The 26,250-nt window shown below is 61.1% G+C and carries 24 protein-coding genes; 8 read left to right on the forward strand and 16 right to left on the reverse strand.

Features of this window, described 5'->3' with window-relative positions:
• Positions 1-100 precede the first annotated feature (100 nt).
• Positions 101-937: an amidohydrolase gene (locus tag FHT71_RS27420; protein WP_183722892.1), complete on the reverse strand. Its 837-nt coding sequence runs from the start codon at positions 935-937 to the stop codon at positions 101-103.
• 212 nt (positions 938-1,149) lie between these two features.
• On the opposite strand from FHT71_RS27420, the gene FHT71_RS27425 reads away from it, so the two are divergent.
• The 3 genes from FHT71_RS27425 (at position 1,150) to FHT71_RS27435 (ending at position 3,901) form a co-directional block, all read left to right on the forward strand.
• Positions 1,150-1,881, forward strand: a complete 732-nt coding sequence (locus tag FHT71_RS27425; RefSeq protein ID WP_007802780.1) for an SDR family oxidoreductase — start codon at positions 1,150-1,152, stop codon at positions 1,879-1,881.
• 65 nt (positions 1,882-1,946) lie between these two features.
• Complete coding sequence (locus FHT71_RS27430) at positions 1,947-2,621, forward strand: DUF1345 domain-containing protein (RefSeq protein WP_183722894.1); 675 nt, start codon at positions 1,947-1,949, stop codon at positions 2,619-2,621.
• A 71-nt stretch (positions 2,622-2,692) separates the two neighbouring features.
• A complete protein-coding gene (locus FHT71_RS27435) occupies positions 2,693-3,901 on the forward strand; it encodes an adenylate/guanylate cyclase domain-containing protein (RefSeq protein ID WP_183722896.1) in 1,209 nt (402 codons plus the stop codon).
• On the opposite strand, the gene FHT71_RS27440 is transcribed toward FHT71_RS27435, so the two are convergent.
• The 8 genes from FHT71_RS27440 to FHT71_RS27475 form a co-directional block, all read right to left on the reverse strand.
• Positions 3,898-4,071, reverse strand: a complete 174-nt coding sequence (locus tag FHT71_RS27440) for a DUF1328 domain-containing protein (RefSeq protein ID WP_183722898.1) — start codon at positions 4,069-4,071, stop codon at positions 3,898-3,900. The two genes, FHT71_RS27435 and FHT71_RS27440, sit on opposite strands and share 4 nt — an antisense overlap.
• Before the next feature lie 135 nt (positions 4,072-4,206).
• Positions 4,207-5,634, reverse strand: a complete 1,428-nt coding sequence (locus tag FHT71_RS27445) for a gamma-aminobutyraldehyde dehydrogenase (protein ID WP_132595267.1) — start codon at positions 5,632-5,634, stop codon at positions 4,207-4,209.
• 270 nt (positions 5,635-5,904) lie between these two features.
• A complete protein-coding gene (locus tag FHT71_RS27450; protein ID WP_183722900.1) occupies positions 5,905-6,972 on the reverse strand; it encodes an IS110 family transposase in 1,068 nt (355 codons plus the stop codon).
• A 141-nt stretch (positions 6,973-7,113) separates the two neighbouring features.
• Positions 7,114-7,929: an ABC transporter permease gene (locus FHT71_RS27455; protein ID WP_132589079.1), complete on the reverse strand. Its 816-nt coding sequence runs from the start codon at positions 7,927-7,929 to the stop codon at positions 7,114-7,116.
• A complete protein-coding gene (locus tag FHT71_RS27460; RefSeq protein ID WP_132589080.1) occupies positions 7,919-8,893 on the reverse strand; it encodes an ABC transporter permease in 975 nt (324 codons plus the stop codon). The genes FHT71_RS27455 and FHT71_RS27460 overlap by 11 nt, the downstream gene beginning before the upstream one ends.
• Complete coding sequence (locus FHT71_RS27465; protein WP_132589081.1) at positions 8,890-9,876, reverse strand: ABC transporter ATP-binding protein; 987 nt, start codon at positions 9,874-9,876, stop codon at positions 8,890-8,892. Before FHT71_RS27465 ends, FHT71_RS27460 begins: the two co-directional genes overlap by 4 nt.
• A 201-nt stretch (positions 9,877-10,077) precedes the next feature.
• Positions 10,078-11,238 carry an ABC transporter substrate-binding protein gene (locus FHT71_RS27470; protein WP_183722902.1) on the reverse strand — a complete coding sequence of 387 codons (1,161 nt, stop codon included), beginning with the start codon at positions 11,236-11,238 and terminating at the stop codon, positions 10,078-10,080.
• A gap of 132 nt (positions 11,239-11,370) precedes the next feature.
• Positions 11,371-12,279 carry a LysR family transcriptional regulator gene (locus tag FHT71_RS27475; protein ID WP_132589082.1) on the reverse strand — a complete coding sequence of 303 codons (909 nt, stop codon included), beginning with the start codon at positions 12,277-12,279 and terminating at the stop codon, positions 11,371-11,373.
• 181 nt (positions 12,280-12,460) lie between these two features.
• Between FHT71_RS27475 and FHT71_RS27480 the strand changes: the two genes are divergently transcribed.
• Positions 12,461-13,165: a hypothetical protein gene (locus FHT71_RS27480; RefSeq protein ID WP_132589083.1), complete on the forward strand. Its 705-nt coding sequence runs from the start codon at positions 12,461-12,463 to the stop codon at positions 13,163-13,165.
• A 65-nt stretch (positions 13,166-13,230) separates the two neighbouring features.
• Here FHT71_RS27480 and lysS read toward each other — a convergent pair whose 3' ends face one another.
• From lysS to FHT71_RS27500, 4 genes are all read right to left on the reverse strand, one after another.
• Complete coding sequence (gene lysS / locus FHT71_RS27485) at positions 13,231-14,730, reverse strand: lysine--tRNA ligase (RefSeq protein WP_183722928.1); 1,500 nt, start codon at positions 14,728-14,730, stop codon at positions 13,231-13,233.
• A gap of 13 nt (positions 14,731-14,743) precedes the next feature.
• Complete coding sequence (gltX, locus tag FHT71_RS27490; protein WP_132589085.1) at positions 14,744-16,201, reverse strand: glutamate--tRNA ligase; 1,458 nt, start codon at positions 16,199-16,201, stop codon at positions 14,744-14,746.
• 188 nt (positions 16,202-16,389) lie between these two features.
• Positions 16,390-18,159: an SLC13 family permease gene (locus FHT71_RS27495; protein ID WP_132589086.1), complete on the reverse strand. Its 1,770-nt coding sequence runs from the start codon at positions 18,157-18,159 to the stop codon at positions 16,390-16,392.
• A 109-nt stretch (positions 18,160-18,268) separates the two neighbouring features.
• Positions 18,269-18,823, reverse strand: a complete 555-nt coding sequence (locus tag FHT71_RS27500) for a TetR/AcrR family transcriptional regulator (protein WP_007802747.1) — start codon at positions 18,821-18,823, stop codon at positions 18,269-18,271.
• 99 nt (positions 18,824-18,922) lie between these two features.
• Between FHT71_RS27500 and FHT71_RS27505 the strand changes: the two genes are divergently transcribed.
• Positions 18,923-19,963 carry an aldo/keto reductase gene (locus FHT71_RS27505; protein ID WP_132589087.1) on the forward strand — a complete coding sequence of 347 codons (1,041 nt, stop codon included), beginning with the start codon at positions 18,923-18,925 and terminating at the stop codon, positions 19,961-19,963.
• Positions 19,964-20,022: 59 nt separating this feature from the next.
• On the opposite strand, the gene FHT71_RS27510 is transcribed toward FHT71_RS27505, so the two are convergent.
• Positions 20,023-20,784 carry a DUF4239 domain-containing protein gene (locus tag FHT71_RS27510; protein ID WP_132589088.1) on the reverse strand — a complete coding sequence of 254 codons (762 nt, stop codon included), beginning with the start codon at positions 20,782-20,784 and terminating at the stop codon, positions 20,023-20,025.
• Positions 20,785-20,919: 135 nt separating this feature from the next.
• Here FHT71_RS27510 and FHT71_RS27515 point away from each other — a divergent pair, with 135 nt between their 5' ends.
• Positions 20,920-21,468 carry a glutathione peroxidase gene (locus FHT71_RS27515; RefSeq protein ID WP_165933069.1) on the forward strand — a complete coding sequence of 183 codons (549 nt, stop codon included), beginning with the start codon at positions 20,920-20,922 and terminating at the stop codon, positions 21,466-21,468.
• Between the two features lie 158 nt (positions 21,469-21,626).
• On the opposite strand, the gene FHT71_RS27520 is transcribed toward FHT71_RS27515, so the two are convergent.
• Positions 21,627-22,376, reverse strand: coding sequence for a TerC family protein (locus tag FHT71_RS27520; protein WP_132589089.1), 750 nt, complete (start codon positions 22,374-22,376; stop codon positions 21,627-21,629).
• A gap of 180 nt (positions 22,377-22,556) precedes the next feature.
• Complete coding sequence (locus FHT71_RS27525) at positions 22,557-23,228, reverse strand: TetR/AcrR family transcriptional regulator (protein ID WP_007802735.1); 672 nt, start codon at positions 23,226-23,228, stop codon at positions 22,557-22,559.
• A 153-nt stretch (positions 23,229-23,381) separates the two neighbouring features.
• Here FHT71_RS27525 and FHT71_RS27530 point away from each other — a divergent pair, with 153 nt between their 5' ends.
• Both FHT71_RS27530 and FHT71_RS27535 read left to right on the forward strand, forming a co-directional pair.
• Positions 23,382-24,578, forward strand: coding sequence for an HlyD family secretion protein (locus tag FHT71_RS27530; RefSeq protein ID WP_007802733.1), 1,197 nt, complete (start codon positions 23,382-23,384; stop codon positions 24,576-24,578).
• 19 nt (positions 24,579-24,597) lie between these two features.
• Positions 24,598-26,190, forward strand: coding sequence for a DHA2 family efflux MFS transporter permease subunit (locus FHT71_RS27535; protein ID WP_007802731.1), 1,593 nt, complete (start codon positions 24,598-24,600; stop codon positions 26,188-26,190).
• Positions 26,191-26,250 lie beyond the last annotated feature (60 nt).

Consider the following 26,250-nt stretch of genomic DNA (forward strand, 5'->3'; position numbering starts at 1 on the left):
AACTCAGACGTCTAAACAACGCTTCATGAACCGCCCTGTACGGAACCGTTCGCACGGTCGTGTGGGAGGAGGGACGCCGCAAGGCTCCCTCCTACTCGATTCACATCGACCAGATGCGCTTGGCGTTGGCCTGATAGAGCTTGTCGCGCTCCTCAGGGCTGCAGCCTGCTGTCAGCGCATGGGTGGCAGCGACCCAGGGTGTCAACCCGCCGCCCAGCGTGCAAACCGGCCAGTCGCTGCCCCAGACGACGCGATCCCAGCCGAAGCTCTCGATCGTATGCTCGACATAGGGACGCAGGCTGTCGACCGACCAGTTTTCGAGATCGCCATACGCGATAACGCCAGAGATCTTTGCGGTCACATTCGAGCGGCGCGAGAATTCCGTGACACTCTTGCGCCACACTTCGCTCATGCCGTCCTTGATCGGCGGGTTGGCGCAATGGTCGAGAATGAAGCGAACATCCGGGCAATGATCGACAAGCGCGAGGATGGTTTCGAATTGATGCGGGAAGACACAGAGGTCGAACGTCATGCGCGTTGTGGATAGCCGCTTGATGTTTTCGCGGAACAGTGGCCGTACGGCTGTATCGTCGGGCGCCACATGCAGAACGCGGCGGAACCCCTTCACGAAGGGATCGGCAAGTGACCGTTCGAGACAAGCCGCAAATCCATGCTCCTCCGGCCGGCAGGCGGCGATGACGCCGCGCACCAGGCTGCCCGGGCGGCGACTGACCTCCCTGACATAATTGGTTTCGTCATCGATGCGCGCGGGTGCTACGTCGACTTCCATATGCAAGACATTGGTGATGCCGCAGCGCATCGCATCACGCGCGTAGTCCTCGTAGAGACTGTCCCGGTTGAGGTCGCCCGCGCCGGAGAGCCAGGGATAGTCGAGCGCCTGCCGATCGACGACGTGCAGGTGTGTATCGAAAAGCATGCGGTTCCTCCCATTCATGCCATGTTGTCTGCGCCGAATTGCGGTATCCGCGCGGTGATACCTTGATGGTCAGATTTCCCATGCCCGTCGGCACGAGATCGACTAGGGTTTCTCCGGCGAGCGAAGCGTGCTTATACAGGTTGACGCCAATTTGAATATATTGTTTGCATATGAATGAATGCGCCGCAAGCGCTGGAATTTTGGGAGGATGTATGAGCCACGGTCTGGAAGGCAAGAAGGTCGTCATCACGGCGGCAGGACAGGGTATCGGTCGAGCGAGCGCTGAGCGCTTCCTTTCGCTTGGCGCGCATGTCTATGCGACCGATATCAACGAAAAGACGCTTTCCACGCTGGAAGGCGCTGAGAAGCACGTTCTCAACGTGCTCGATGGTGATGCCGTCCGCGCCCTCGCAGCCGAGATCGGCCCGATCGACGTTCTCTTCAATTGCGCCGGCTTCGTTCATGCCGGCTCGATCCTCGAATGTGACGAGAAGGACTGGGACTTCTCCTTCAACCTGAACGCCAAGGCGATGTATACGACCTGCCGTACTTTCCTTCCCGGGATGCTGGAGAAGGGCAAGGGGTCCATCGTCAACATGGCCTCGGTTGCTTCCAGCGTGAAGGGCGTTCCCAATCGTTTCGCCTATAGTGCATCGAAGGCAGCCGTGATCGGTCTCACCAAGTCGATTGCCTCTGACTTTGTCGCCAAGGGCATCCGCGCCAACGCGATCTGCCCCGGCACGGTGGACAGCCCCTCTCTGCACGATCGCCTGCGCGCCACTGGCGACTACGAAAAGGCGCTGAAGGATTTCATCGCCCGCCAACCGATGGGACGCATCGCAACCCCAGAGGAAATTGCTGCTCTCGTGACCTATCTCGCTGGTGACGAATCCGGCTTCACGACAGGTCAGATCCATGTCGTCGACGGTGGCTGGACCGGCTGAGATCATATTGCTCCCGCTGCCATCAAGCTGATATCAAGGGGCGATCTTGCAGCGGTAGGACAGTGATGGCGGAAGGTGCGGGGGACCGGGAAAGTCGGCTCATGGGGCAAGTGCGCAAGCACATGGTGTTCGTCGTTGCCGTGGCCGCCGGGCTGGTGACGTTCCTGCTGCTCACCAGTCGCCAGGTCAACCCGCAGAACCTGATTTTCGGCTGGAACGTGAGCGCCATCGTGTTTACGGCGCTCACCTGGCGCCGGATGTTGCGTGCGAGCGTTGCCAGCATCCGCAAGCGGGCGGAGGATCTCGACTTTTCAGACGTCTTCCTGCTGGCACTCTCGATCCTGGCGGCGCTCGCCAGCATCGCCGGCATCGCCCTGGAGCTTCATACAGCCAAGGAGGCTGAGGCCGGCGAAGCACTCGTACGAGCGCTTGGTGCAATCGCCACGATTCTGATCTCCTGGGCATTCCTGCATACCTTGTTCACTGTACACTACGCGCATCGCTTCTATGGCGGGGAGGACAAGGGGGAAGGGCTGAAGTTTCCGGAAGGCAATGACGAGCCGGTCTATTGGGACTTCCTCTACTACTCCTTCACTATCGGCGTCGCCTCGCAGACGGCCGACGTCGTGACAACATCGGTGACCATGCGCAAGCTGACGCTGCTGCATTCCATCCTGTCGTTCCTTTTTAACACGACGATCCTGGCGCTTGCCATCAATGTCGGGGCGAGCCTCCTCTAGCCCATTTGGCTGCGTGGAGGGGCGCGTCAATCTGATGTATGAAGCAATCTCTGCCGCCAGAGGTTGCTGTCATGGAAGCGTTGCCGCGCGAGAGATTGTTGGTGCTTGCCGGCTGCGACGATGCCAGCCTCAGCGATCTCGAGCGCCTGCAGGTCATCACGCCTGGAGTCACCGGCTATGCGCCGAGCGACGTCAGCCGGCTTCGGCTGATCCTCGCGCTGCGGGACGCTGGCATCGGCGTCGATGTTCTTGCCGAGGGATTGAAGCGGCAGATATTCTCGGTTGAGTTCGCAAGCCAGTTGATATTCGAGCCGGTGACGATGAGCGAGGCGGCGGTCTCGGTCGAGGTGACGGCGGGACAACTCAACCTCGACATGCTGAACGCTCTGAGGGCGAATGCCAGCCTGCCGCTTCTGCAGGCGGATCAGCTGCTTCGCGAAGACGACGTGGAGTTCATCCAGCGTGTGGCGCAGTGCACGCAGCTCGGCGCCTCGGCCGCCGGGATGGAACGGGTGCTGCGCGTCTTCGGTCATTCGGTTCGCCGCTGCGTCGACACGATGCGCGACCTCTTCCGCGGTGAGGTCGAGGAGCCCATGCTGAATGCCGGCCTGAGCTACCACAAGCTTCTGGAGATCTCTGCCGCCAAGCGGCTGGCGCTGCAGCGGATCGGTTTGCGGATACTCTTCCCGCTGCAGCGACGGATGCTGGAAGAAGCGGTTTTCGACAATATTGTCGGGAGGCTGCACGACGCTCTGCGCGAGCACGGCTTGGAATCCGGTGACGAGGCGAGCTTGCCTGCTGTCGCCTTCGCCCATCTCTCCGGCTTCGCGGGGCTAACGCAGGAGATCGGCGATGTGCCGGCCGCCGAAAAGGCCGCACGGTTCGAGGCGATCGCACAACGCCTTTCACGCAGCTTCGACGGGCGCATCATCAAGCCACTGGGGGATGGCGTGATGATGCTGTTTCCGGATGCGGCCTCGGCCGTGGAAGCATCGCTCTCGTTGGTGGAGCAAAGTCGGTCGGATGAGTTACCTCCGGTGCCGGTTGGTGTCGCGACGGGACAGGTGGTGCCGCGCGACGGCGATATCTTCGGGCGGACAGTCAACCTTGCAGCGCGCGTTTCGGCCCTTGCGGGACCTTCGCAGACGCTTGTTTGCTTCAATACGCGTGCTGCGGCTGAAGCATCGGCGCGCGGGCTTGCCTTCCAGGGCCTTGGCGCGGTGTCCCTGAAAGGCTTCAGGGATTCGGTGCCTCTCTTTTCCGCACAACGCGCGGGCTAAAGCACCGCATTGCCGGCGATCAGCGCCAGGACGAGGAAGATTAGGAAGATCACCAGCGCAATGCCGAAGAGAACGCGAGCAATCGTCGCCGTTGCGGCCGATGTGCCGGAGAAGCCGAAGAAACCGGCGATTAGCGAAACAACGAAGAATATAAGGGCCCATTTAAGCATTGGAATTTTCCTTTCTGCTCATCGCGTAGATGACGAAGTACGAGGAAAATTGTTCCACATCGCTTAAGGCGAGGTGTGGCCGAAACCGAAAGGACGCCGCCGCGTGTTGCAGCGGCGGCGCGAGGCAGCTCCGGCTCAGCCGTGATTGATCATCACGTGGCGGACGGCAGTGTAGTCCTCCAGCGCGTAGACCGACATGTCCTTGCCGTAGCCGGACTGCTTCAAGCCGCCATGCGGCATCTCGTTGACCAGCATGAAGTGGGTGTTGATCCAGGTGCAGCCATATTGCAGTCGGGCGGCCGTTTTCATGCCGCGGCTGACGTCCTTGGTCCAGACCGAGGAGGCGAGCCCATAATCGCTGTCGTTTGCCCAGGTGACGGCATCCTCGACATCAGTAAAGCGGGTGACCGAGACGACGGGGCCAAACACCTCGCGGCGAACGATTTCGTCGTCCTGCGTGGCGCCGGCGATGACCGTTGGTGTGTAGAAGAAGCCTTTCTCGCCCGAAGTCTTGCCGCCGGTAGTGATTTCCATGTGCTTGTGTTCGGCAGCGCGTGTGACGAAGCTCTCGACGCGGTCGCGCTGGCGCTTGGAAATCAGCGGGCCGATCTCGTTTTCGGTATCGTCGGCCTGGTTGAACCTGATCGAGGAGACGGCTGAGGAGAGGTCGGCGACGAACCTGTCGTAGACCTTGGCGTCGGCATAGATGCGGCAGGCGGCGGTGCAATCCTGGCCGGCATTGTAGTAGCCAAAGGTGCGAATGCCTGAGACGACGGCGTCGATATCGGCGTCGTCGAAGACGATGACCGGTGCCTTGCCGCCGAGCTCCAGATGCGTGCGCTTGACGGTCTTGGCGGCTGCCTGCAGCACCTTCTTGCCGGTGGCAACATCGCCGGTGATCGACACCATGCCGATCTTTGGATGGTTGATCAGGGCATTGCCGACGCTCTCGCCGCGGCCGAGGACGACGTTGACCACGCCTTCGGGCAGGATATCGGCAAGCAGCTTGGCCATCTTCAGCGCGGTCAGCGGCGTCTGCTCGGAGGGCTTGAAGACGACAGTGTTGCCGCCGGCGATCGCGGGCGCCAGCTTCCAGGCCATCATCATCAGCGGGTAGTTCCACGGTGCAATCGAACCAACGATGCCGACCGGATCGCGGCGGATCATCGAGGTATGGCCCGGCAGATACTCGCCGGCGACCGGACCGTGCAGGTTGCGGACGGCACCGGCAAAGAAGCGGTAACAATCGACGATCGCAGGTATTTCATCGTTCAGCACGGCGTTGATCGGTTTGCCGCAGTTCAGCGCTTCGAGTGCGGCAAACCCTTGCGCGTCCTTCTCGATCGCATCTGCGATCCTCAAGAGGTAGCCCGAGCGTTCAGCGGGCGTCGTCTGCGACCAGCTCCTGAAGGCGCTTTCCGCGGCATCGACGGCGGCGTCGATCTGGCCAAGCGAGGCTTCCGGCAGGTCAAGCACCGTCTCGCCCGTCTTCGGGTTCAGGATGTGCTCTTCCGTTTCCGTGCCCGCTTCGAAGCGGGATCCAATCAGCATCGCGGTGTCCATGATGTTCTCCAATGAAAGAACACAAGGGGCAAGACGCCTCGAACTGGCGGCTTTTCCTTGGGTTCGGTTACGTTTCGACCGGCATTCGTGCCGATCGGCAAAGTCCTTCTTTCCGCCGGACAAATAGCTTTTGCTGTCCTGCGGTTTTCGAACCAATCTCCAATGCGTGACCTGATGCGTTGGCTTCGGTCACAGAATGGCGTTCGGCTCCCGGTTTCCCATTCTCCTTGAGGAGCGCAGCCCAGTCCTGCCGGGCTCGCTAGTTTGCCATCAGGACAACCGGGATATCGTCGACGCGCCTTCCATGGGGCTGGTGCCGCGCGGCTCGTCAGCGCGCTGATCACGCAGGATCTGGAAGGCGATCGTCAAAAGCTTGCGCGCGAGGGCCACACGCGCCTTGTTAACTGCCCTGATCTTCAGGTGTTCGTATTGGGCGCGAAGCTGCGCATTGCTGACGATGGCAGGTGTGACGGCCTCGACGAAGGCCCAGCGCAGCCACTTGTTGCCCTGCCGGATGATCTTGCCATGGAAGGTCTTGCCGCCGGAGGAATAGGTCGACGGCACCAGCCCGGCATAGGCGGCAAGCTTCTTCGGGTTGCGGAACCGCGAGATGTCGTCGATCTCCGCATCGATCAACCTTGCAAAGAACTCGCCAATGCCGGGGATCGTCCTCAATAGCTTCACATTGGCGTTGGCCTTGGTCATTGCCCGGATCGTCGCCTCCGACTGCTTGATCCGCCCATCGATGTCGCCGATGAAGGCGAGACCGCGGTCGATCTGGATGCGGTCGATCTCCGAGACCTTGACCTGCGCCAGTTGCACGCGGCCGGCCTTGCCGAACAGGTCACCGAGCTTTTTCAACTGCGCCGTCTGCTCCGGATAGCGGTCGAACACCGTGACGATCCGGTTCTTTGTCATCGTGCGCAGCCGCACGTAAAACATCCGCTCGCGCAGCGCGACACGCAGCTCGCGGGCCTTGTCGCTCGGTGCCCAGGCCTGCGGCACCAGGTCGGCTCTGAGCAGATGCGCCAGCACCGTCGCGTCGATCTTGTCGGTCTTGATCTTGGCGTCGGCAATTGCCTTGACCTTCCATGGATGGGCGAGAACGACATCATCACAAATGTCGTCGAGCCAGTCATACATCACCATCCAGTTGCGCGTCGCCTCGACCACCGCGTGGCTGTTCTCCCGGTAGCGCTCGAGAAAGCCGCCGAGCGACTGGCGGTCGTTCTTCACCCGGCCGGATCTGAGCGTCTTGCCGCCCGAATCCTGCACCACCAGGTGGCTGTAGGATTTGTGGTAGTCGACGCCGATATGGTAATCATATGAGGCAGTCATGCTTCCAACTCCCTTGTTGAGATCTGCAAAACCCCAACAGGATAAGCCGAAAGGCCGGAAGCGTGACTGTCCCTCAATCATCACCTGCATCTCAGTGATCCGTTCTCTCCGGAGGCGACCTCTTTCATGTCACCTCCCTCATTATTTGCCGGCTCCGGCGACCTGATCGCCGTCGCGGGTGAGGTAGTAGGCTGCCAGGATCGGCAGGAAAGTGACGAGCACGACGACCATTGCGACCACGTTGGTGACCGGGCGCTGGCGCGGGCGGATGAGTTCTTCGAGCATCCAGATTGGCAGTGTGGATTGCTGACCGCCGGTGAAGGTGGTGACGATGACTTCGTCGAACGACAGCGCAAAGGCGAGCATGCCGCCGGCTAGGAGCGCCGTGCCGATATTCGGCAGGATCACGTGGCGGAAGGTCTGGAAGCCGTCGGCGCCAAGATCCATCGACGCCTCGATCAGCGATCCGGAGGTGCGACGGAAGCGGGCGACGGCGTTGTTGTAAACGACCACGACACAGAAGGTCGCGTGGCCGAGCACGATCGTCCAGACCGAGAAGGGGATGTCGAACAGGCTGAAGGCCGAGCGCAGCGAAATGCCGGTGATAATGCCGGGCAACGCGATCGGCAGGATGACCAGAAGCGAGATCGCTTCACGACCGAAGAACTTCGTCTGGCTGACAGCGGCGGCGCAAAGCGTGCCGAGCACCAGGGCGATGGCCGTGGCGATTACGGCGACCTGTACGGAGAGAGCGAGTGCTGCCCAGAGGTCGGGGCGGTTCCACGCGACGGCGAACCACTGCGTCGTCAGGCCCGGCGGCGGCCACTGATAGCTCTTCTCCTCGGTGGTGAAGGCGTAGACGAAGATCAGGAGGATCGGCAGGTGCAGGAAGAGCAGCCCGCCGGCGGCAGCGATCTTCAGAGGGAGCGGAGAGGACTGGTTACGATCAGAGCGCATCGAAGGCCCCCTGTTTCTTGGCTAGCCAGAGATAGATGGCCATGATGACGATCGGCACGACGGAGAAGGCGGCAGCCAGCGGGACGTTGCCCGCCGTTCCCTGCTGAGCATAGACTGCCTGGCCAATGAAGAGGCGCGATGAACCGATGATCTGCGGAATGATGTAGTCGCCCAACGTCAGCGAGAATGTGAAGATCGAGCCTGCGACGATACCGGGCAGCGCCAGCGGGAAGAGCACGGTGCGGAAGGTCTGGCTCGGCGTCGCGCCGAGGTCAGACGAGGCCTCGATGAGGTTGCCCGGGACGCGTTCGAGAGCTGCCTGCGTTGGCAGGATCATGTAGGGCAGCCAGACATAGACGAAGACGAGAAAGGTGCCGAGATAGCTGACCGACAGCGAATTGCCACCGATAACGGGCAGGTTGAGGACACCGTCGAGCAGCCAGGAGAGGTGCAGCTTGGCGAAGATCCAGGTCAGGATGCCTTCCTTGGCAAGAATGAGTTTCCACGCGTAGATCTTCACGAGATAGCTCGACCAGAGCGGCAGCATGATACCGAGATAGAACAGCGCCTTCCATTTACCCTGCGCATAGCGGGCGGCGTAGTAGGCGATGGGAAAGGCGATGATGGCAGACGCCAGCGTCACGATCGCCGCCATGGCGATGGTTCGGATGATGATGTCGAAGTTCGTCGGACTGAACAGCTGCGCGTAGGTCGCGAGCGTGAACTCGTAGTTCACCAGACCGGAGAAATCATCGATCGAGAAGAAACTCTGCAGGAGCAACGCAATCAGCGAGCCGATGTAGATGATGCCGAGCCACAGCAGCGGCGGTGTCAGCATCAGGAAGAGCAGCAGCTTTGGACGCCGCCAGAAGGCATCGGAGAGCCTGCCGAAGAAACCGCCGCGACCGGGAAGGATCGAGGTTTCGCGCAATTGGGCCGGCTTGGCGAGGGCAAGCGCTGTCATGCTGCGTCATCCATGTAATGCACGTCGACGGGCTGCCAGGCGAGGCGGACGCTTGTGCCGACATCCGGCACGTTGGCGCCGGCCGGCAGCATGACGTGCAGCCGGCTGCCGCGAATATCGACCGAGAGGCGGGTCGACGAGCCGAGGAAGCTTGCATGCTCGACGCGCGCCTCGACGCCTTCGCCGGCGAGGTGGATTGCTTCCGGGCGTAGGCTCGCCCAACGCTTCTCGCCGCCGAGCGAGGTCATCAGATCGGGTGCGATCACATTGGAGGACCCGACGAAATCGGCCACGAAGCGGGTCTTCGGGCGGCGATAGATGTCGTGCGGGGTGCCTTCCTGGACGATGCCGCCATTGTTGAAGACGGCGACGTGGTCGGCCATCGACAGGGCCTCGCCCTGGTCATGGGTGACGAAGATGAAGGTGATGCCAAGTGCGCGCTGCAGGCTCTTCAGCTCTTCCTGCATCTGCTCGCGCAGCTTCAGGTCGAGCGCGCCGAGCGGTTCGTCGAGGAGGAGGACCTTCGGCTTGTTGACGAGGGCGCGGGCGAGCGCCACGCGCTGCCGCTGGCCGCCGGAAAGCTGTCCGGGCCTGCGCGCGCCATAGCCGGGAAGCTTCACCAGTTCCAGCGCCTGTTCAGCGGCTTTGGTGCGTTCGGCCTTGCCGACGCCCTTGACCATCAACCCGTAAGCGACGTTGTCGAGGATATTGAGATGCGGGAAGAGCGCGTAGTCCTGGAAGACGGTATTGACGTTGCGGCGATAGGGCGGAATGCCCTCGGCCGTCTCGCCGAAGATTTCGATGTGACCGCCCGTCGGCTGCTCGAAGCCTGCGATCAGGCGCAGGCAGGTGGTCTTGCCGGATCCGGAAGGGCCAAGCATGGCGAAGAATTCGCCGGGCGCGATTTCGAGATCGACGCCGTCAACGGCGCGGACCTGCCCGAAATAGCGCGAGACCTTTTGGAAACGGACGGCGGGTGTCATGACAAGCTCCGGAATGTGGTGTCTGTTTTGTCTTCTTCGCAGCGGGAAGAAGGTGGCCCAGAAGGCTCCAACGAGGGGACAACTCGGCGTTCCGTCATCGCGCCCCCGCGCTGACGTCCGCTCTTTTGCACGGTTGCCCCCTCGTCTGCCCTCGCAGGGCGTTTCTCCCCGAGCGAGGAGAAGAAGAGGTTGCGGACGGGATTATCGTCCGCCGATCACGCCGATATAGTCCGAGACCCAGCGATGATAGGGCACGCATTCGTTCTGCGTCGTGCACTTCGCGGTCGGTGTCCTCCAGAACCTTATCTTCGCGAAGTTTTCGTAGCCGTTGGTGGCGCAACCACCGTCGGTCAGCAGCTCGTTGCCCTTGCAGGCAGCGGGAACGGACGGTACGGCGCCGAACCAAGCAGCGGCGTCGCCCTGCACCTTGGCCTGCAGCGAGTGTTCCATCCACATGTAGGCGCAGTTCGGATGTTGACTGTCGGCGTGCAGCATGGTCGTGTCAGCCCAGCCGGTCACGCCTTCTTCCGGGAAGGTGGAGGCGATCTTCTGCTTGTCGGCCTGCATCAGGTTGACCTGGAACGGCCAGGACCCGGCGGCCACGACGCCTTCGTTCTTGAAGTCGTCGATCTGGATCATCGCGTCGTGCCAGTAGCGCGAAACGAGCTTGCGCTGGCCGCGCAGCAGGTCGAGGGCGGCCTTGTACTGGTCTTCGTTTAGCTCATAGGGATCCTTGATTCCAAGGTCCGGCTTGTGAGCCATCAGGTAGAGCGCGGCATCAGCGACATAGATCGGTCCATCATAGGCCTGAACGCGACCCTTGTTGGACTTGCCGTCCGGAAGGGTCTCCTCCTCGAAAACGACCTTCCAGCTGGTCGGTGCCTTACCCTTGAAGGCATCGGTGTTGTACATCAGCACGTTCGGGCCCCAGAGGTAGGGAACGCCGTAGTGAACGCCGTTGACCGTGTACCAAGCGCCCTTCTGCAAGCGCGGATCGACGTTCTTGAAGCTCGGGATTAGGTCGGTGTTGATGGGCTGCACGCGCTTGCCAGCGATCAGGCGAAGCGATGCATCGCCGGAGGCGGTGACGAGATCGAAGCCTCCTTCATTCATCAGCGAGACCATTTCGTCGGAGGTTGCCGCGGTCTTGACGGAGACCTTGCAGCCGGTTTCTTTTTCGAAGGCGGTGACCCAGTCGTAGCTCTTGTCGGTTTCGCCGCGTTCGATATAGCCCGCCCAGGCCACAATGCTGACCGCACCCTCACCCTTGCCCAATGCCTTCAGCGGTTCGGCGGCGGCAACCTGCGTCAGCAAGCTTAGGCTCGCTAGGGCAGTGGTGCACGATTTCAGAAGATATTTCATCATCTGTCTCCCGGTTGTGCCACTTTTCGTAGCGTTATGTTCCCGGTTGAAAAAATGCGCCGAATTTTCCGGTTTCGCAAATTCATTTATCAGAAAGGCGATATCGGAATTTCCGATATCGCGACTGAATGGCTAGCGAGGTCGGCCGGATCGCAGTGCTTCCGCGATGCCCACGAAGTCGCGCGCCGCCTGCGGCAGGCTGGAGCCCTTGCGCCAGACCATGCCGACCTGGACGACCGGCAGCGAGCCGGACACGTCGCGGCTCTCGATGCGATCGCCTTCCAGCGACCAGGGGCGGTAGACGAGATCGGGCAGAAGCGCCACGCCGGCGCCGGTGGCGACCAGGCTGCGCACTGCTTCGACGGAGCGGGTGCGGAAGGCGACATGCGGGCGCGCGCCCAGCGCCGACAGCAGCTTCCCGGTGTTCTCCTCGATTTCGTCAACCGTCAGCATGATCAGCGGCTCGCGAGCGATATCGGCGACGGAAATGATGTCGGCGGAGACGAGTGGATGGCCCATGGGCAGCCAAAGACGATAGGGCGAGGTCTCCAGGATTTCCGCCTGCAAGGCCATGCGATCGCGCAGGTTGGAGATGACCATGACCGCAACATCCAGCTCGCCGCCGACCAGCAGGTGCTCGAGATAGCCGCCATTGTCCTCGATGGCACTGACTTCGACGCCGGGGCAGGCGCGGCGATAGCGGGCCAAGAGGTCGGAGAGCACGTAGCCCGCGACGAGCGAGGTCACACCGATGTTGAGCGTGCCGGAGAGCTCGTTCTCCTTGCCCGAGAAACTGGTGCGCGCATCCGATACGCTCGCCAGGATTTTCGTCGCATGACGGAGGAACTGATGGCCATTGTGAGTGATCGTGAGGCCACGCGGATGGCGCTCGAAGAGCTCGACGCCGAGGTCGGTTTCCAGCTCCTTGAGGGCTTCCGTAACCGAGGATTGCGAGATCGAAAGGTTCTGCGCAGCGCGCGTTACGGAGCCCTGCTCGGCGACGGCGACGAAATACTGGATCTGGCGAAGCGTGAAGGCCATGCGTCGTTAGAGCATGGCCGCGAGGATATTGGCAAGCACAGGGAAAGCTTGGACCTTTTTTGGTACTAAGCCCATACTGACGCAAACTTGGAGGCCGCATTTAAGTATTCGGAAACGTCATTTCTCTAGCGTCGAAACCACTCGTATTGCGTTGGAGCTTGTTAATGGCGGAGCAGTTGGCGTGAAGGCCCTACTGCGCATCTTCCGGCCCTCCCGGAAATTGGTGTTTATCATCGCTGGAGTCGCTCTCCTTGGGGGCGTCTCCGGCGGTGCCGCGCTTTATATCGGCAAAGACAAGATCCTCGGCCTGTCCGCAGAAACGACGAACGGTCTCTCCTGCACCGATGTCAATCTCGTCACCATCAAGAAGCAGAACCGCGTCTGGATCCGCAAATATATCAAGACCGAGCCGACCGACGGCATGACGCGGGTCAAGACTGCGCTTCGCGTGGCCAAGGCGGTCTACGACGCGCAGAAGCCGGATCTGGTGCAGGTCGTCGTCCTCGATACCAATGGGCCGACGCTGCGATCCGACATTCGCGGCCGGGCGATAGGCGCCGACGTCGTCTACATTCCACATCCCGATCCCGTCCTCGAAAGCGCGGAGGCCAAGACGTACACCGCCCGCTATTACGACGGGTCGGCTGCCGCCAATGGGCTGTTCTTCGGCGAACGCGTCGATTTGCCTGAAGAAGAAATCACCGCCCTGAACGCATCCTTCAAGGAATACTCCGACTGTATCGATCTGATCGCTGTCGCTGCCACGAAGGGTGGCGAGAGCAAGGATGAGACGATAGAAGCGGCGAAGGAAGAAAAGCCGGCCGAGGGCGGCGGGCACGGCTCGGCGCCTGCGGCGGAGAAAGCGGCACCGGCTGCCGGTCACTAACGTTTCGAAAAAAAAAGGCGGCGAGCCCAGCGGGCCGCCGCCTTTTCTATTCCATATGAGCCGGGTCAGTCAGCCTTGCTGCGGCGAGCCGGGAAAAGAATGACGTCGCGGATCGACGGGGCGTCGGTCAGGAGCATGATCAGACGGTCGACGCCGATGCCGAGGCCACCGGCCGGCGGCATGCCCTGGTCGATCGCATCGAGGAATTCGTCGTCCAGCTGCTTTTCCTTTTCACCGCGGGCATGAGCCTGCTCCAGCTGCTCGACCATGCGGCGGCGCTGTTCTTCCGGATCGTTGAGTTCCGAGAAGGCGTTGCCGAGTTCCCAGGCGTTGCAATAAGTCTCGAAGCGTTCGACGAGGCGCGGCTCCCCCGGCACTTCCTTGGCGAAGGGCGAGATGTCCTTCGGGAAATGCGTGACGTGCGATGGCTGGATGAGCGTTGCCTCGACCTTCTCCTCGAAGATGAAGGCAAGGCATTCGCCCCAGGTCCAATCCTTCTCGACCGCGAAGCCGGCAGCCTTGGCGGCGGCGCGGGCTTCCTCGTCGGTCTTGATGGCGAGGAAGTCGATGCCGGTGACTTCCTTGACGGCATCGGGCATCGGGACGCGCTTGAATGGCCCCTTGAAGGAGATCGTCTTGTCGCCGAAGGGGAATTCCGTCGTGCCGTGGATCGACAGCGCCAGGCTTTCGAACAGCCGCTCGACGAGGTCCATGATGTCCTCGTAGTCGGCATAGGCCCAGTAGCACTCCATCATCGTGAATTCAGGATTGTGCCGGGTCGAGACGCCTTCGTTGCGGAAGTTGCGGTTGATCTCGAACACCTTGTCGGTGAGGCCGGAAACCAGCGTACGCTTCAGGAACAGTTCCGGCGCGATGCGCAGGTACATGTCGAGCTTCAGCGTGTTGTGATGCGTCTTGAACGGCTCGGCGGTGGCGCCGCCATAGACCGAATGCAGCATCGGCGTCTCGACTTCCATGAAGCCGTCGTTTTCCATGAAGCGACGGATGCCGGAGACGATCTTCGAACGCTGCTGGAAGCGCAGTTTCGATTCCTCGTTGGTCATGATGTCGAGATGACGCTTGCGATAGCGGATTTCGACGTCGGAAACGCCGTGCCACTTCTCCGGCATCGGTAGCAGCGACTTCGTCAGCATGATGATTTCGCGGGCGTTGATCGACAACTCGCCGCGCTTGGTGCGGCGCACGGTGCCCGTCACGCCGATGATGTCGCCGATATCGATCATCGCAAGCATGTTGCGCGCTTCCTCGGGCGTCACATCCTTGTGGCTGAAGATCTGTATCTTGCCGGAGGCGTCATGAATATCCATGAACATGCCGGAGTTCCGGGAGGAATAGACGCGGCCGGCGACGGTCACGATATCCTGCGTCTCCACGTCTGATTCGAGGTCCTTGTACTTCTCCGCCAGTTCGGCATTGGTCATGGTCCGGTGGAAATGCGCCGGATAGACGTCGCCGATCTGCTCGCGCAGCAGCTTCAGCTTCTGGGCACGGACTTCGGTTGCGTCTGAGGAAAGGGTCGCTGTTTCGGTCTTTTCGGTCATGATGCAAACGTCCGGTTCAGTTCTTCGGGCCGACGAGGGAAGCGACTGCCTGGGCGGCTAGTTTCAGCCGCTGGCGCACGACGGAGCGACCAAGGATAGCCATAGAGTCGAAGAGCGGCAGCGAGCGCGACGAGCCGGAAACGGCAACGAAGAGCGGTGCTACAACGACCTTTAGCTTCTTGCCGATGCGCTCGGCAATCGCGCGCAGTTCAGCCTCGATCGTTTCGACGTTCCATTCGAGGATCTTTTCGAGGTCCGGCTGAACGGTGTTGAGAATCTCGAGGATCTCTTCCGGCGGCGACTTGATCTTGGCGAAGGCCGAAGGATCGACGCCGAGATCGGATTTCAGCAGGAAGCCGGCGAGATCGGGCAATTCGCCGAGCTTGGAGATACGCGACTGCGACAGGCGAAGACCGGCCTTCAGGCGGTCGTTCTCCATTGCCCAGTCGAGCACGCGGGCCTGGAATTCCTCTTCTGACAGCTTCTCGCGGATCCAGCGGCCGTTCAGCCAGTCGAGCTTCTGGATGTCGAAGATCGCGCCGGCCTTGGAGAGGTTCTCGGGGTCGAACTTCTCGGAGAGCTCGTCCATCGTCAACAGCTCTTCGCCTTCAGCGATCTGCACGAAGAACAGGCCGAGGAAGTTCATCAGCGCTTCCGGGATATAGCCGAGAGCGGAGTAATAGGAGATCGAGGTCGGGTTCTTGCGCTTCGACAGCTTCGACTTGTCGGCGTTGCGCATCAGCGACAGGTGCATGAACACCGGCTGTTCCCAGCCGAAATAGCGGTAAAGCAGGATGTGCTTTGGCACCGATGCCAGCCACTCTTCGCCGCGCGCGACGTGGGTGATCTTCATCAGATGGTCGTCGATGACGTTTGCCATGTGATAGGTCGGCATGCCGTCGCCCTTAATCAGGACCTGCATGTCGACCGAATCCCACGGAATGCTGACATCGCCATAGACGCCGTCGGTGAAGTCGCAGGAGCCCTCGGTCGGGATCTTCATGCGGATGACCGAGCCTTCGCCAGCTGCCATCTTGGCGCTGACTTCTTCGGCCGAGTATTTCAGGCAGAGACCGTCATACTTCGGTGCCTTGCCGGCGGCGCGCTGCTCTTCGCGCATCTTTTCCAGACGCTCGGGCGTGCAGAAACAGCGGAAGGCATGGCCCTTGTCCAGCAATTCCTGGCCGTAGGGGGTGTAGATGTCCTTGCGGTCGGACTGGCGGTAGGGGCCATAGGGGCCGCCGATATCCGGGCCTTCCTTCCATTCGAGGCCGCACCATTTCAGCGCGTCCAACACCTTCGTCTCGAATTCCGGGGTCGAGCGCGTGGCATCGGTGTCTTCGATGCGCAGGATGAACTCGCCGCCGTTCTTCTTAGCGAAAAGATAATTGAAGAGTGCGATATAAGCAGTGCCGACATGCGGCTCGCCGGTCGGCGAGGGAGCAATGCGGACGCGGACGCCGGAAACTGTCATTTTATGTGCCCGTCAAATGATGCCGGGCGGCTTTCCAGAGAAAGCGACGCTCGGCCGGAAGGAATGCAGATAACTGGATCAGGAAACCGGCCGGAAAAGGGCGTTGCCCCCGTTCATCGCCGATTGCCCATTTGGCTGGCCTTAAGGCCATATTCGACCGCGCGCGTCAAGGAAAATGGGCAATCGTGTCAGTGGACGGGCCAGACATAAAGCAGCGCGGGTACGCTGAAGAGGACGATGATGAAGGACAGCGGCAGGCCGAGACGGGGGTAATCGCTGAAGCGATAGCCGCCGGGACCGAAGACCAGCGTGTTGCACTGGTGGCCGATCGGGGTCAGGAAATCGCAGCCGGCGCCGATGGCGACCGCCATCAGGAAAGCCTCAGGCCTATAGCCGAGCGTTTGGGCAAAGCTCGCCGCAATCGGCGCCATGACCAGGACCGTCGCCGCATTGTTGAGGAACGGTGTCACCGCCATGGCTGTAATCAGGATCAGCGCCAATGCCCCGTAGGGCGGCATCTGGGCCGCAAAGTGGCCAAGCCATCTGGCAATCAGATCGCTGCCACCGGACGTTCGCAATGTGTCGGAGACGGGGATCAAGGCCGCAAGCATAATCAGGATTGGCCCGTCCACCGCTTTGTAGACTTCGGCGAGCGGGATCACCCGGAAGACGACCATCGCCAGCGCCGCACAGAAGAAGGCAACCGAAACCGGGACCATTCCGGCCGCCGTTACACCCATCGCGGCCGCGAGGATCAGCAGCGGCATATAGGCCCTGCGCGGCGTGCCGAGCATGATGTCGCGTTGGGCCAAGGGAAGGCACGAGAATTCCTGCAGGAAGGCAGGCAGGTTTCGGCGGCTGCCCTGCAGCACAAGCACATCGCCGGCGCGCAGCGTCACTTCGCTCAGCCGCTCCGTCAGCCGGTGGCCGTGGCGGCTGACGGCAAGCAGGTTGATCCGACGACGGTTCCACAGTGAGAGCTGCCGCGCGGACCAGCCGATCAGCACAGACTCCGACGAGACGACGGCTTCGATGGAGGTGACGTCTCCCTCGTCTTTCGCCTCGGGTATCGGCTTGCCGGCGAGCTTGAGTTTGGCGTTGGAAACGACGCGGTCGAGCGCCTCCGGGCGCCCCTCCAGTAGGATCGTGTCTCCTGCTTTCAGGAGGATGTCAGGGAATGGTGAGAGACGCGAATGCCCGCGCAGGATTGCCGTTGCGACCACTTCTCCATCGCCGAGCTGCAGGATGCCGTTGAGTTCCATGCCCTCAAAGCCCGAGCCCTCCACCACCGTCGCTTCGGAGAAGTAGTTCTTAAAGTCCAGCGCTTCCTCCAGCGACGGGTTCTCGTTCTGCCGCTCGGGAACGAGCCGGCGGAAAAAGATCAGAAAGACAATACCGACCAGCGTGAGCGTCGCGCCGACGGGCGTGAAGTCGAACATGGTGAAGGGCGCGCCGGTAATCTCGCCGCGAAGCCGAGAGACCACGATGTTCGGCGAGGTGCCGATCTGGGTCATCAGCCCGCCGAGAAGGGCGGCAAAGCTCATGGGCATCAGGTAGAGCGATGGCGATCTCCCGGTTCTGCGGGCAAACTGGAAAGCGACCGGGATCATGATCGCAAGCGCGCCGATGTTCTTGATGAAGGCGGAAAGAACCGCGACGACAATGAGCAGCAGGGCGAGCTGCGCATGCAGCTTGTTCAGGTTGGGGAAGAAGCGCTTGATCGTCGTATCGACGATTCCCGAGCGCGCGACGCCGGCGCTGACGATAAGCGCACTGCCGACGATGATGACGATGTCATCGCTGAAACCCGAAAATGCCCTATCGAATGGAACGATGCCGACCGCCACCGCCAGGACAAGCGAGCAGCAGGCAACCAGATCATAGCGGAATCGGTCCCAGATGAAGACTGCCATCATCAGGCCGATGACGCCGAAGGCGAGGATCTGATGCGTTGTCATGCGACTCCGGCGACTTGAGGCTGGGCGACGGACAACGGGCGGCTGCCCGCCGCATTGGTATCTGTAAGCCTTCCCGGACTAATCAATGCTGCGCCGAGTGCAAAAGTTCCTAGTCCTGCTCGGAAAGGACGCAGATGGTTTGCGCGAGGATTTCGTCGGAGAGGGCAGGATCGTCGACGGCACGCGCCATGACGAGAGCCCCGACGAGGCTTGAGAGATCGGCTATGGCCTTGCCGCGATCGACCGTTTCGCCTTGCTGCGTCTGGATTTGTTCAACCTGCTCGATGCGTGCACGAACGTAGTCGGCGATGCCGCCACGCTGTCCCTTCGGGAGACGGGCGATTTCGGGGCCAAGAGCCGCGACGGTGCAGCCGTTCTCGGCCGCATCGCGATGAGCCTTCGACAGATAATTCTTCGCCAAGGCACCGAGTGTGGCATAGGCAGGCTCGGTGCGCAGGCTCTCCTGCAAGGCGTGGCTGACCGCCTCCGCGGCGAGGTCGCCCTTCGACTTGAAGTGGCCGTAGAAGCCGCCATGCGTCAGCCCGGCGCCCTTCATGACTTCATCGACGCCGACAGCGTGAATTCCCTTCTCGCGAAACAGCCGGCCGGCCGTGTCGACGATCCGCTGGCGGTTTTGGTTTGCCTGTTCCTTGGTCGGGCGCATTCTAGGTTCTCATCATCTGCTCTTGACAAATTATATGACGTCCGTCATTTAAATGCAAATGAATGACGACCGTCATTTAAAAATAGATGAGGGAAGGCAATGACAATGCGCTACAGGATCTTCGGCCGGACCGGCCTTCGCGTCTCCAGCATGGCACTCGGCACTGGCAACTTTGGAACGGGCTGGGGCTACGGATCGGGCCGAGAAGAAGCCAAGGTCGTGTTCGATGGTTACCGCAATGCCGGCGGCAACTTTGTCGACACGGCCGACCAGTACCAATTCGGCCAGTCGGAAACGATGCTTGGCGAATTCATCGCCAGTGACCGCGACGACATCGTCGTGGCGACGAAGTTCTCGCTTGGCGATCGTCATGGGGCGGGGCTGCAGGGTACCGGCAACAGCCGCAAGGCCATGGTGCAGTCGGTGGAGGCAAGCCTGAAACGGCTCGGCACCGATCGGATCGATCTCCTCTGGGCACACATGCCGGATGCCGTGACACCGATCGACGAGATCATGCGCGGTTTCGACGATCTCGTCCGCTCGGGCAAGATTCTCTATGCTGGCCTTTCAGACTTTCCGGCCTGGCGGGTGGCGACGGGTGCCACGCTTGCGGAACTGCGCGGCTGGGCGCCGCTGTCGGCCCTGCAGTTGGAATACAGCCTTGTCGAGCGCACGGCCGAGCGCGAACTTCTGCCGATGGCGGCGGCCTTTGGTCTTGGCACCGTCGGCTGGTCGCCGCTCGGCGGTGGGTTGCTGACCGGTAAGTACCGCAAGGGCGAAACCGGCCGCAAGCAGGGGCTCGGCGTCGTCATCCACTCCGAGAGCGATGCGCGCAAGACGGCAACGGTCGACGCCGTGCTTGCCATCGCCGAGGAAACCGGCGTGCCGGCCGGCCAGGTGGCTATTGCCTGGGTACTGCACAAGGGCACGCTCCCGATCATCGGACCGCGCACGGCAGCGCAGCTTTCCGACAACCTCGCAGCGCTCGACGTGAAGCTTACTCAAGATCAGGTCCGGCGCCTCGACGACGCGAGCGCCATGCCGCTCGGCTTCCCCCACGACGTCGTGTCCCGCAGCCGCGAGACGCTTGCCGGAGCCAAGGCCGATCTCATCGATTGGCCGACGGTTGCTGTCCGCTGAGTTTGATTGCAGAGTCAGGCGTGCTGTCTTGTTCAAGGCGGCGCGGCATTTCGGAATTGCTATTGCCGGAGCTCGGCCAGCGCCCTGTGAAGAGGCGTGTCGGAGATCTGGATCCAGCCCGCGAACGGGATGTCCATATCCAGCACGACGAAGATTGATAGCGATATGAGAAGCGCGGAGATGGTGAACATCACGACGACGATGATATTTCTCGGCGCGCGATAGCCGAAGCTGGCAAAGATCAAGGTCAGCCACGCTGTCAGCATGCTGATGAGCGGCCTTGGAATGACACCTTCCGACTGTTCGACGATAACCCAGCGCTGCTCGACGATCCTTTGGTACTGCTGGCGGGCGTCGTTCCAGAGTGCAACATGCCCTGGGTCGGACGGCCTGATCAGCGAAAGACTGTCTCCGACGGCATTGAGTGCAAATTCGGTCGTGCGGTCACTTTTAACCAATGGGTCGGGGGCGGCGCGGGCCGGATTGGTCAGGGCCTTTTCGACGTATTTTTCCAGACGCTTACGGGTTTCGTTGGCTTCGAGGCCATAGGTGCGCAGGGTTCGATCGAGAAGGATGATCTGCGTTGCGAAGGCGTGCACATTCTTGTCGATCTCGGCAAAGGTGTTCTTTGAGGAATTAATCATCAAGCCAAAGACCAGAGAGGTCATGACGACGAAAATGTTGGCGACCAGCCGGACGACGGTATTGGTTTCGTCCTGACGGTGATGCACCGGCAGCTTCGAGTAGGTCAGCATCGTTCCGATCGAGGCTGTCATAAGCAAAGCGAAGACAACGACCGCCACCAGCAATTCCGGCACCATCTTCCGTCGCGCCCTCCCGTGCTCTCGGGCCAAACTAGCTGTTTTGATTGATTTTGCCAGTGGACTGCATCTGCCCGCTGGACAAACGCATGGGGGGGTATAGCTTCCGCGGCGAAATTCACGCTGGAGATGGTGATGACTGATCTTTTGAATATACCCGTGAAGCTGGCTGATGGTCGCGAGACGACGCTGAATGATCACCGCGGCAAGGTGATCCTGGTCGTCAATGTGGCCTCCAAATGCGGCCTGACAGTCCAATATGAAGGGCTCGAGAAGCTCTATGAGGACAAGCGCGAGCGTGGTTTCGTGATTGCCGCCTTTCCGGCGAACAATTTCAAGGGGCAGGAGCCGGGCACGGATGCCGAGATCATTGAATTCTGCACCCTGACGTATGACGTCAAGTTTCCGATCTTCTCGAAGATTTCGGTGAAGGGCGAGGACCAGCATCCGCTTTACCAGCAGCTGACGGCCGCTGTCGAGACCGCCGTTGGCGAAGGCCCGATGCGGGAGCGGCTGCGCAACAACGGCCTTGCGACCGGCGACAACAACGAAATCCTCTGGAACTTCGAAAAGTTCCTGATCGGTCGCGATGGCAAGGTTGCTGCGCGATTTGCGCCGGATGTGACTGCCGAGGACCAGCGGCTGGTCTCGGCGATCGACAAGGAGCTTGCAAAGACCGCCTGAGGCCGGTCTGCGCGGCTATTGCGCCGGAACGACTGCCGCGCCGTCAGAATGTCGATGATGAAATCGACGCCGTTGGAGCAATCACTGGCGCTTGGGGATATGCTTAGGCGCGCGGCTGGGTTTGGCCGCGCGCCTTGATTCTGCAGGCCAGTCGGCGGTTAGTGTCCGCCGGCCTTCTTTCGCTGACGGGCGTTGCGGGCGAGCATGTTGAGCACCTCCACCAATGCTGAGAAGGCCATTGCAGCGTAGACGTAGCCCTTCGGCACGTGGAAGCCCATGCCCTCGGCGATCAGGGTCGTGCCGATCATCATTAAGAAGGCGAGGGCCAGCATGACGATAGTCGGGTTCCTCTCGATGAAGTTCGCGAGCGGCGTTGCCGCGACCAGCATGACGGTCACGGCTGCAATCACAGCGACGACCATGATCGGCAGATGCGGCGTCATGCCGACGGCGGTGATGATGCTATCCACCGAGAAGACGAGGTCGAGCAACAGGATCTGGCCGATCGCGGCCGTAAAGCCGGCCGTCGCTGCCGTGGCAATGAAATCCTCGTCGTGATCGGCCGGATCGACGTTGTGGTGGATTTCTTTCGTCGCCTTCCAGAGCAGGAAGAGACCGCCGGCGATCAGGATGATGTCCTTCCAGGAGAAGCCGTGGCCGAACAGTTCGAAGATTGGCGTCGTCAGCTTCACGATCCAGGCAATGGTGCCAAGGAGGGCAAGTCGCATCACAAGGGCGAGGCCAATGCCGACCTTTCGTGCTTTCTCGCGATGCTCAGGCGGCAGCTTGTTGGTGAGAATAGAGATGAAGATGAGGTTGTCGATCCCGAGGACCACTTCCATCACCACGAGGGTGACGAGGGCCACCCAGGCGGCCGGGTCCTGAACGAGCATCATGATGTCTTGCATTGGCGTATATCCCCTTGCGCCACATAGATTTGACGCTCGCAATGTACGGACGCCGCCTACCTTGGCAAGCGCGCAAGGGGATATACGAAAGCCAGACGAATTTTATTCCTTGATGGGGATGCAGATTTTCGACATGCCCATCCGCGCATGAGGGCCGAACGATCGTCGCAGCGCTCGGGTTCAGGACTGCTTCTTGACGCCGTAGGCCGCAGTGAAAACGCGGATGGCGCCATTGACCACGCGATCCATCTCCTCGCGCGGAGGCGGGGCGTCCATGTCGCCGAACAGGCGCAGCTTGAAGAAGCTTCCACCGCAGAGTTCCAGGAACTGGCGGGCGGCAAGCTCGATGTCGTCGATCTCGAAACGGCCAGCCTCGACCTGGCTTGTCAGGAAGTCCTTCAACACCGTCCGGATGTTCTCCGGGCCGGTGAAAAAGCGCTGACAGAGGTGCGGCATGCGGTCGCGCACGCCGATGACGGTGCGCATCGCGTTGATGACCTTGTCCTCGGTCAGGTGGCTGACAAAGGTCATCCCAAAGTCATGCAGGGCGACGTCTGGATCGCTGGATTGCTTGAGAGTATTGCGCACGCTGGCGACGAAAGCCGCTCGCTCGCTCTCCATCATTGCCGTGAAGAGCTCTTCCTTGTTGGCGAAGTAGACATAAAGCGTTCCCTTTGAAACTCCGGCTTCGCGCGTTACATCGTTCATGCTCGCGGCATCGAAGCCGAGCTTCATGAAAACGCGGCGGGCGCCGTCGAGAATTTGCTTGCGCTTGGCAGGGTCTTCGCCCGCGGCCCATCGGCCGCCTGTCGAGGGAGACTCGTCTGCGCGCGTATCGGAAAGCTCTGTCATCGCTCCTTAACCATATTCGCATCCGCGAACGTTTCGTTAACAAAATCGAACCGGGCGGTTCGATACATCTTGATATGAATGCAAAAAGGTTCTATGTCAACTGAACCGAACCGTTCAGTTCGATTAAATTTCACTCCATTACCGGTAGCCCCTATGTCGTCCAGCCCAAAAGCCACTGTTGCCCGCATCGTCAGCGAACCCGCTGAAGCCGAAGGCCGGGCTCAGGAAGCAGTTGTTCCCACCGCCGAAGCACCGCGTGCGCCGCAAGCTCCCGCCGATACGCAGGCGGCTCCGGCCGAGCAGAAGAAAAAGCGCGGCTTCGCATTGCCGATCATAGGCCTCGCGCTTCTGGCGGGCGCTGCCTGGTACGGCTACGATTGGTGGACGACGGGCCGTTTCCTCGTCTCGACGGACGATGCCTACATCGAAGGCGACATCGCGACCATTTCGCCGAAGGTTACGGGCTATGTCGCCAAGGTGAATGTCGTTGCCAACCAGAAGGTCAAGGCGGGCGATGTTCTGGCGTCGCTCGACGATGGCGACTACAAGCTCGCCCTCGACCAGGCGGTCGCTTCCCTCGATACCGAAAAGCTCTCGCTGCAGCGCATCGATGCGCAGATCGCCGGTGGAGAGGCAAGCCTCGATCAGGCCAAAGCCCAGAAGACGGCTTTGGAAGCCACTGTTCGCGGTGCGCAGATCACTCAGACCCGTGCCGCCGAACTGCAATCCAAGTCGGTCGGCACCACCGCTAACCTCGATGCCGCCAACATCGCGCTCGACCAGGCCAAGGCGAACCTCATCGGCGGCGATGCAGCGATCGCATCCGCGCAGGCAAATATCACCCTGCTGCAGGCGCAGCGCCGCGAAGCGGAAGGCACGATCCGCCAGCTCGAGCTTTCACGCGACAAAGCTGCCCGCGACCTCTCCTTCACGGTGCTGAAGGCGCCATATGACGGCGTCGTCGGCAACCGTTCGGTCCAGGAAGGCGATCTTGTGTCGCCCGGCCAGCGCCTGATGGCGCTCGTCCCTGTCCGCGAACTCTTTATCGACGCGAACTTCAAGGAAACGCAGATCCAGCATCTGGTTCCGGGCTCGAAGGTCAACGTCCACGTGGATGCCTATGACGATCACCCGATCGTCGGCACGGTCGAATCGATCTCGCCGGCATCCGGCTCCGTCTTCTCGCTGCTGCCCCCGGAAAACGCGACGGGCAACTTCACGAAGATCATTCAGCGCGTGCCGGTTCGCATCTCGCTGCCGCAGGACGCTCTCGATAGCGGCCGTCTGCGCGCCGGCCTCAGCGTTGTCGTCGACGTCGATACGCGCACAGCGCCGGATGCGGCCAAGTAAATCCCGACGAGGTAGGCCCATGGCCGCGAGTGCAACAGTTGGAACAATCCCGGCCGCTCCGGCGGCCGCGGAGCAGATGGACCCGCGCAAGCTCATCGCCTTCTTCGCGATGGTGGTCGGCATGTTCATGTCGATCCTCGACATTCAGATCGTATCGGCGTCTCTGGCCGAGATTCAGGCGGGCCTCAGCGCCGGCTCGGACGAGATAGGCTGGGTGCAGACCTCGTATCTGATCGCCGAAGTCATTATGATTCCGCTCTCCGGCACGCTCGCGCGCATCATCTCGACACGATACCTCTTCGCGATTTCGGCGGCCGGCTTCACGCTTTCGAGTGCGCTCTGCGCGACGGCGACGAATATTGACCAGATGATCGTCTATCGCGCCATCCAGGGCTTCATCGGTGGCGGTATGATTCCGTCGGTCTTTGCAGCCGCATTCACGATCTTCCCGCCTTCCAAGCGCAGCATCGTGTCGCCGATCATCGGCCTGATCGCCACGCTTGCCCCGACGATCGGCCCGACTGTCGGCGGCTATCTCAGCCACGCCTTCTCCTGGCACTGGCTGTTCCTGGTCAACATCGTTCCCGGCATCATCGTGACGATCGTTACCTGGAATTTCATCGATTTCGACAAGCCGGAATTCGCGCTGATCAAGAAGTTCGATTGGTGGGGGCTGCTGTCGATGGGGGTCTTCCTCGGCGCCCTTGAATACGTCCTGGAGGAAGGCAACTCCAACGACTGGTTCAACGATAATTACATCTTTATGGGCGCGATCGCCTCTGCAATTGCAGCCGTCGTCTTCTTCTATCGGGCCTTCACCGTGGAATTCCCGGTGGTCGACCTTAGGGCCTTCTCGAACCGGAACTTCGCCTTCGGCTCCGTGTTCTCGTTCGTCATGGGCATCGGTCTCTACGGCTTGACCTATATCTATCCCGTCTATCTCGGGCGCATCCGCGGCTACGACTCGCTGATGATCGGCGAGACCATGTTCGTGTCCGGCCTTGCGATGTTCTTCACGGCGCCAATCGCCGGAAAGCTGTCGACGAAGATGGACCTGCGGCTAATGATGGTGATCGGCCTCGCGAGCTTCGCAGCCGGCACCTACATCATGACGCATCTGACCCAGGACTGGGACTTCTACGAGCTCTTCATTCCCCAGCTCTTCCGTGGTTTCGGGCTGATGATGTGCATGGTGCCGATCAACAACATCGCGCTTGGCACGATGCCGCCAGCCCGTATGCGCGGTGCATCCGGGCTCTTCAACCTGACGCGCAACCTCGGTGGCGCCGTCGGTCTGGCGGTCATCAACACGGTGCTGACGAACCGGCAGGACGTTCACTACGAGCGGCTGCGCGAGAATTTCGATTGGAGCAGCCCGGCGGCGCTCGACCAGCTGAAAAACATGACGGCGAAATTCGACACCTATGGCATGGATGGCGCTGTGGTTGCGATCAAGCAGATGGTCGGGCTCGTGACCAAGCAGGCGATGGTACTGTCGTTCAGCGACATCTTCCTGTTGTTGACAGTGCTATTCCTGGCAATGATCCTCGGCGTTGCGATGCTCGACAAACCTGCGCCCCAAGGTGGCGGCGGTGGTGGCGGAGGCCACTGATTCCCTTTTTAGATCAACGTCAAGGCCGGCCCGGCATACCAGACCGGCCTTTGTTTTTGT

This window comes from Rhizobium sp. BK060 (assembly GCF_014193145.1).
In the GTDB taxonomy this organism is placed as follows: domain Bacteria; phylum Pseudomonadota; class Alphaproteobacteria; order Rhizobiales; family Rhizobiaceae; genus Rhizobium.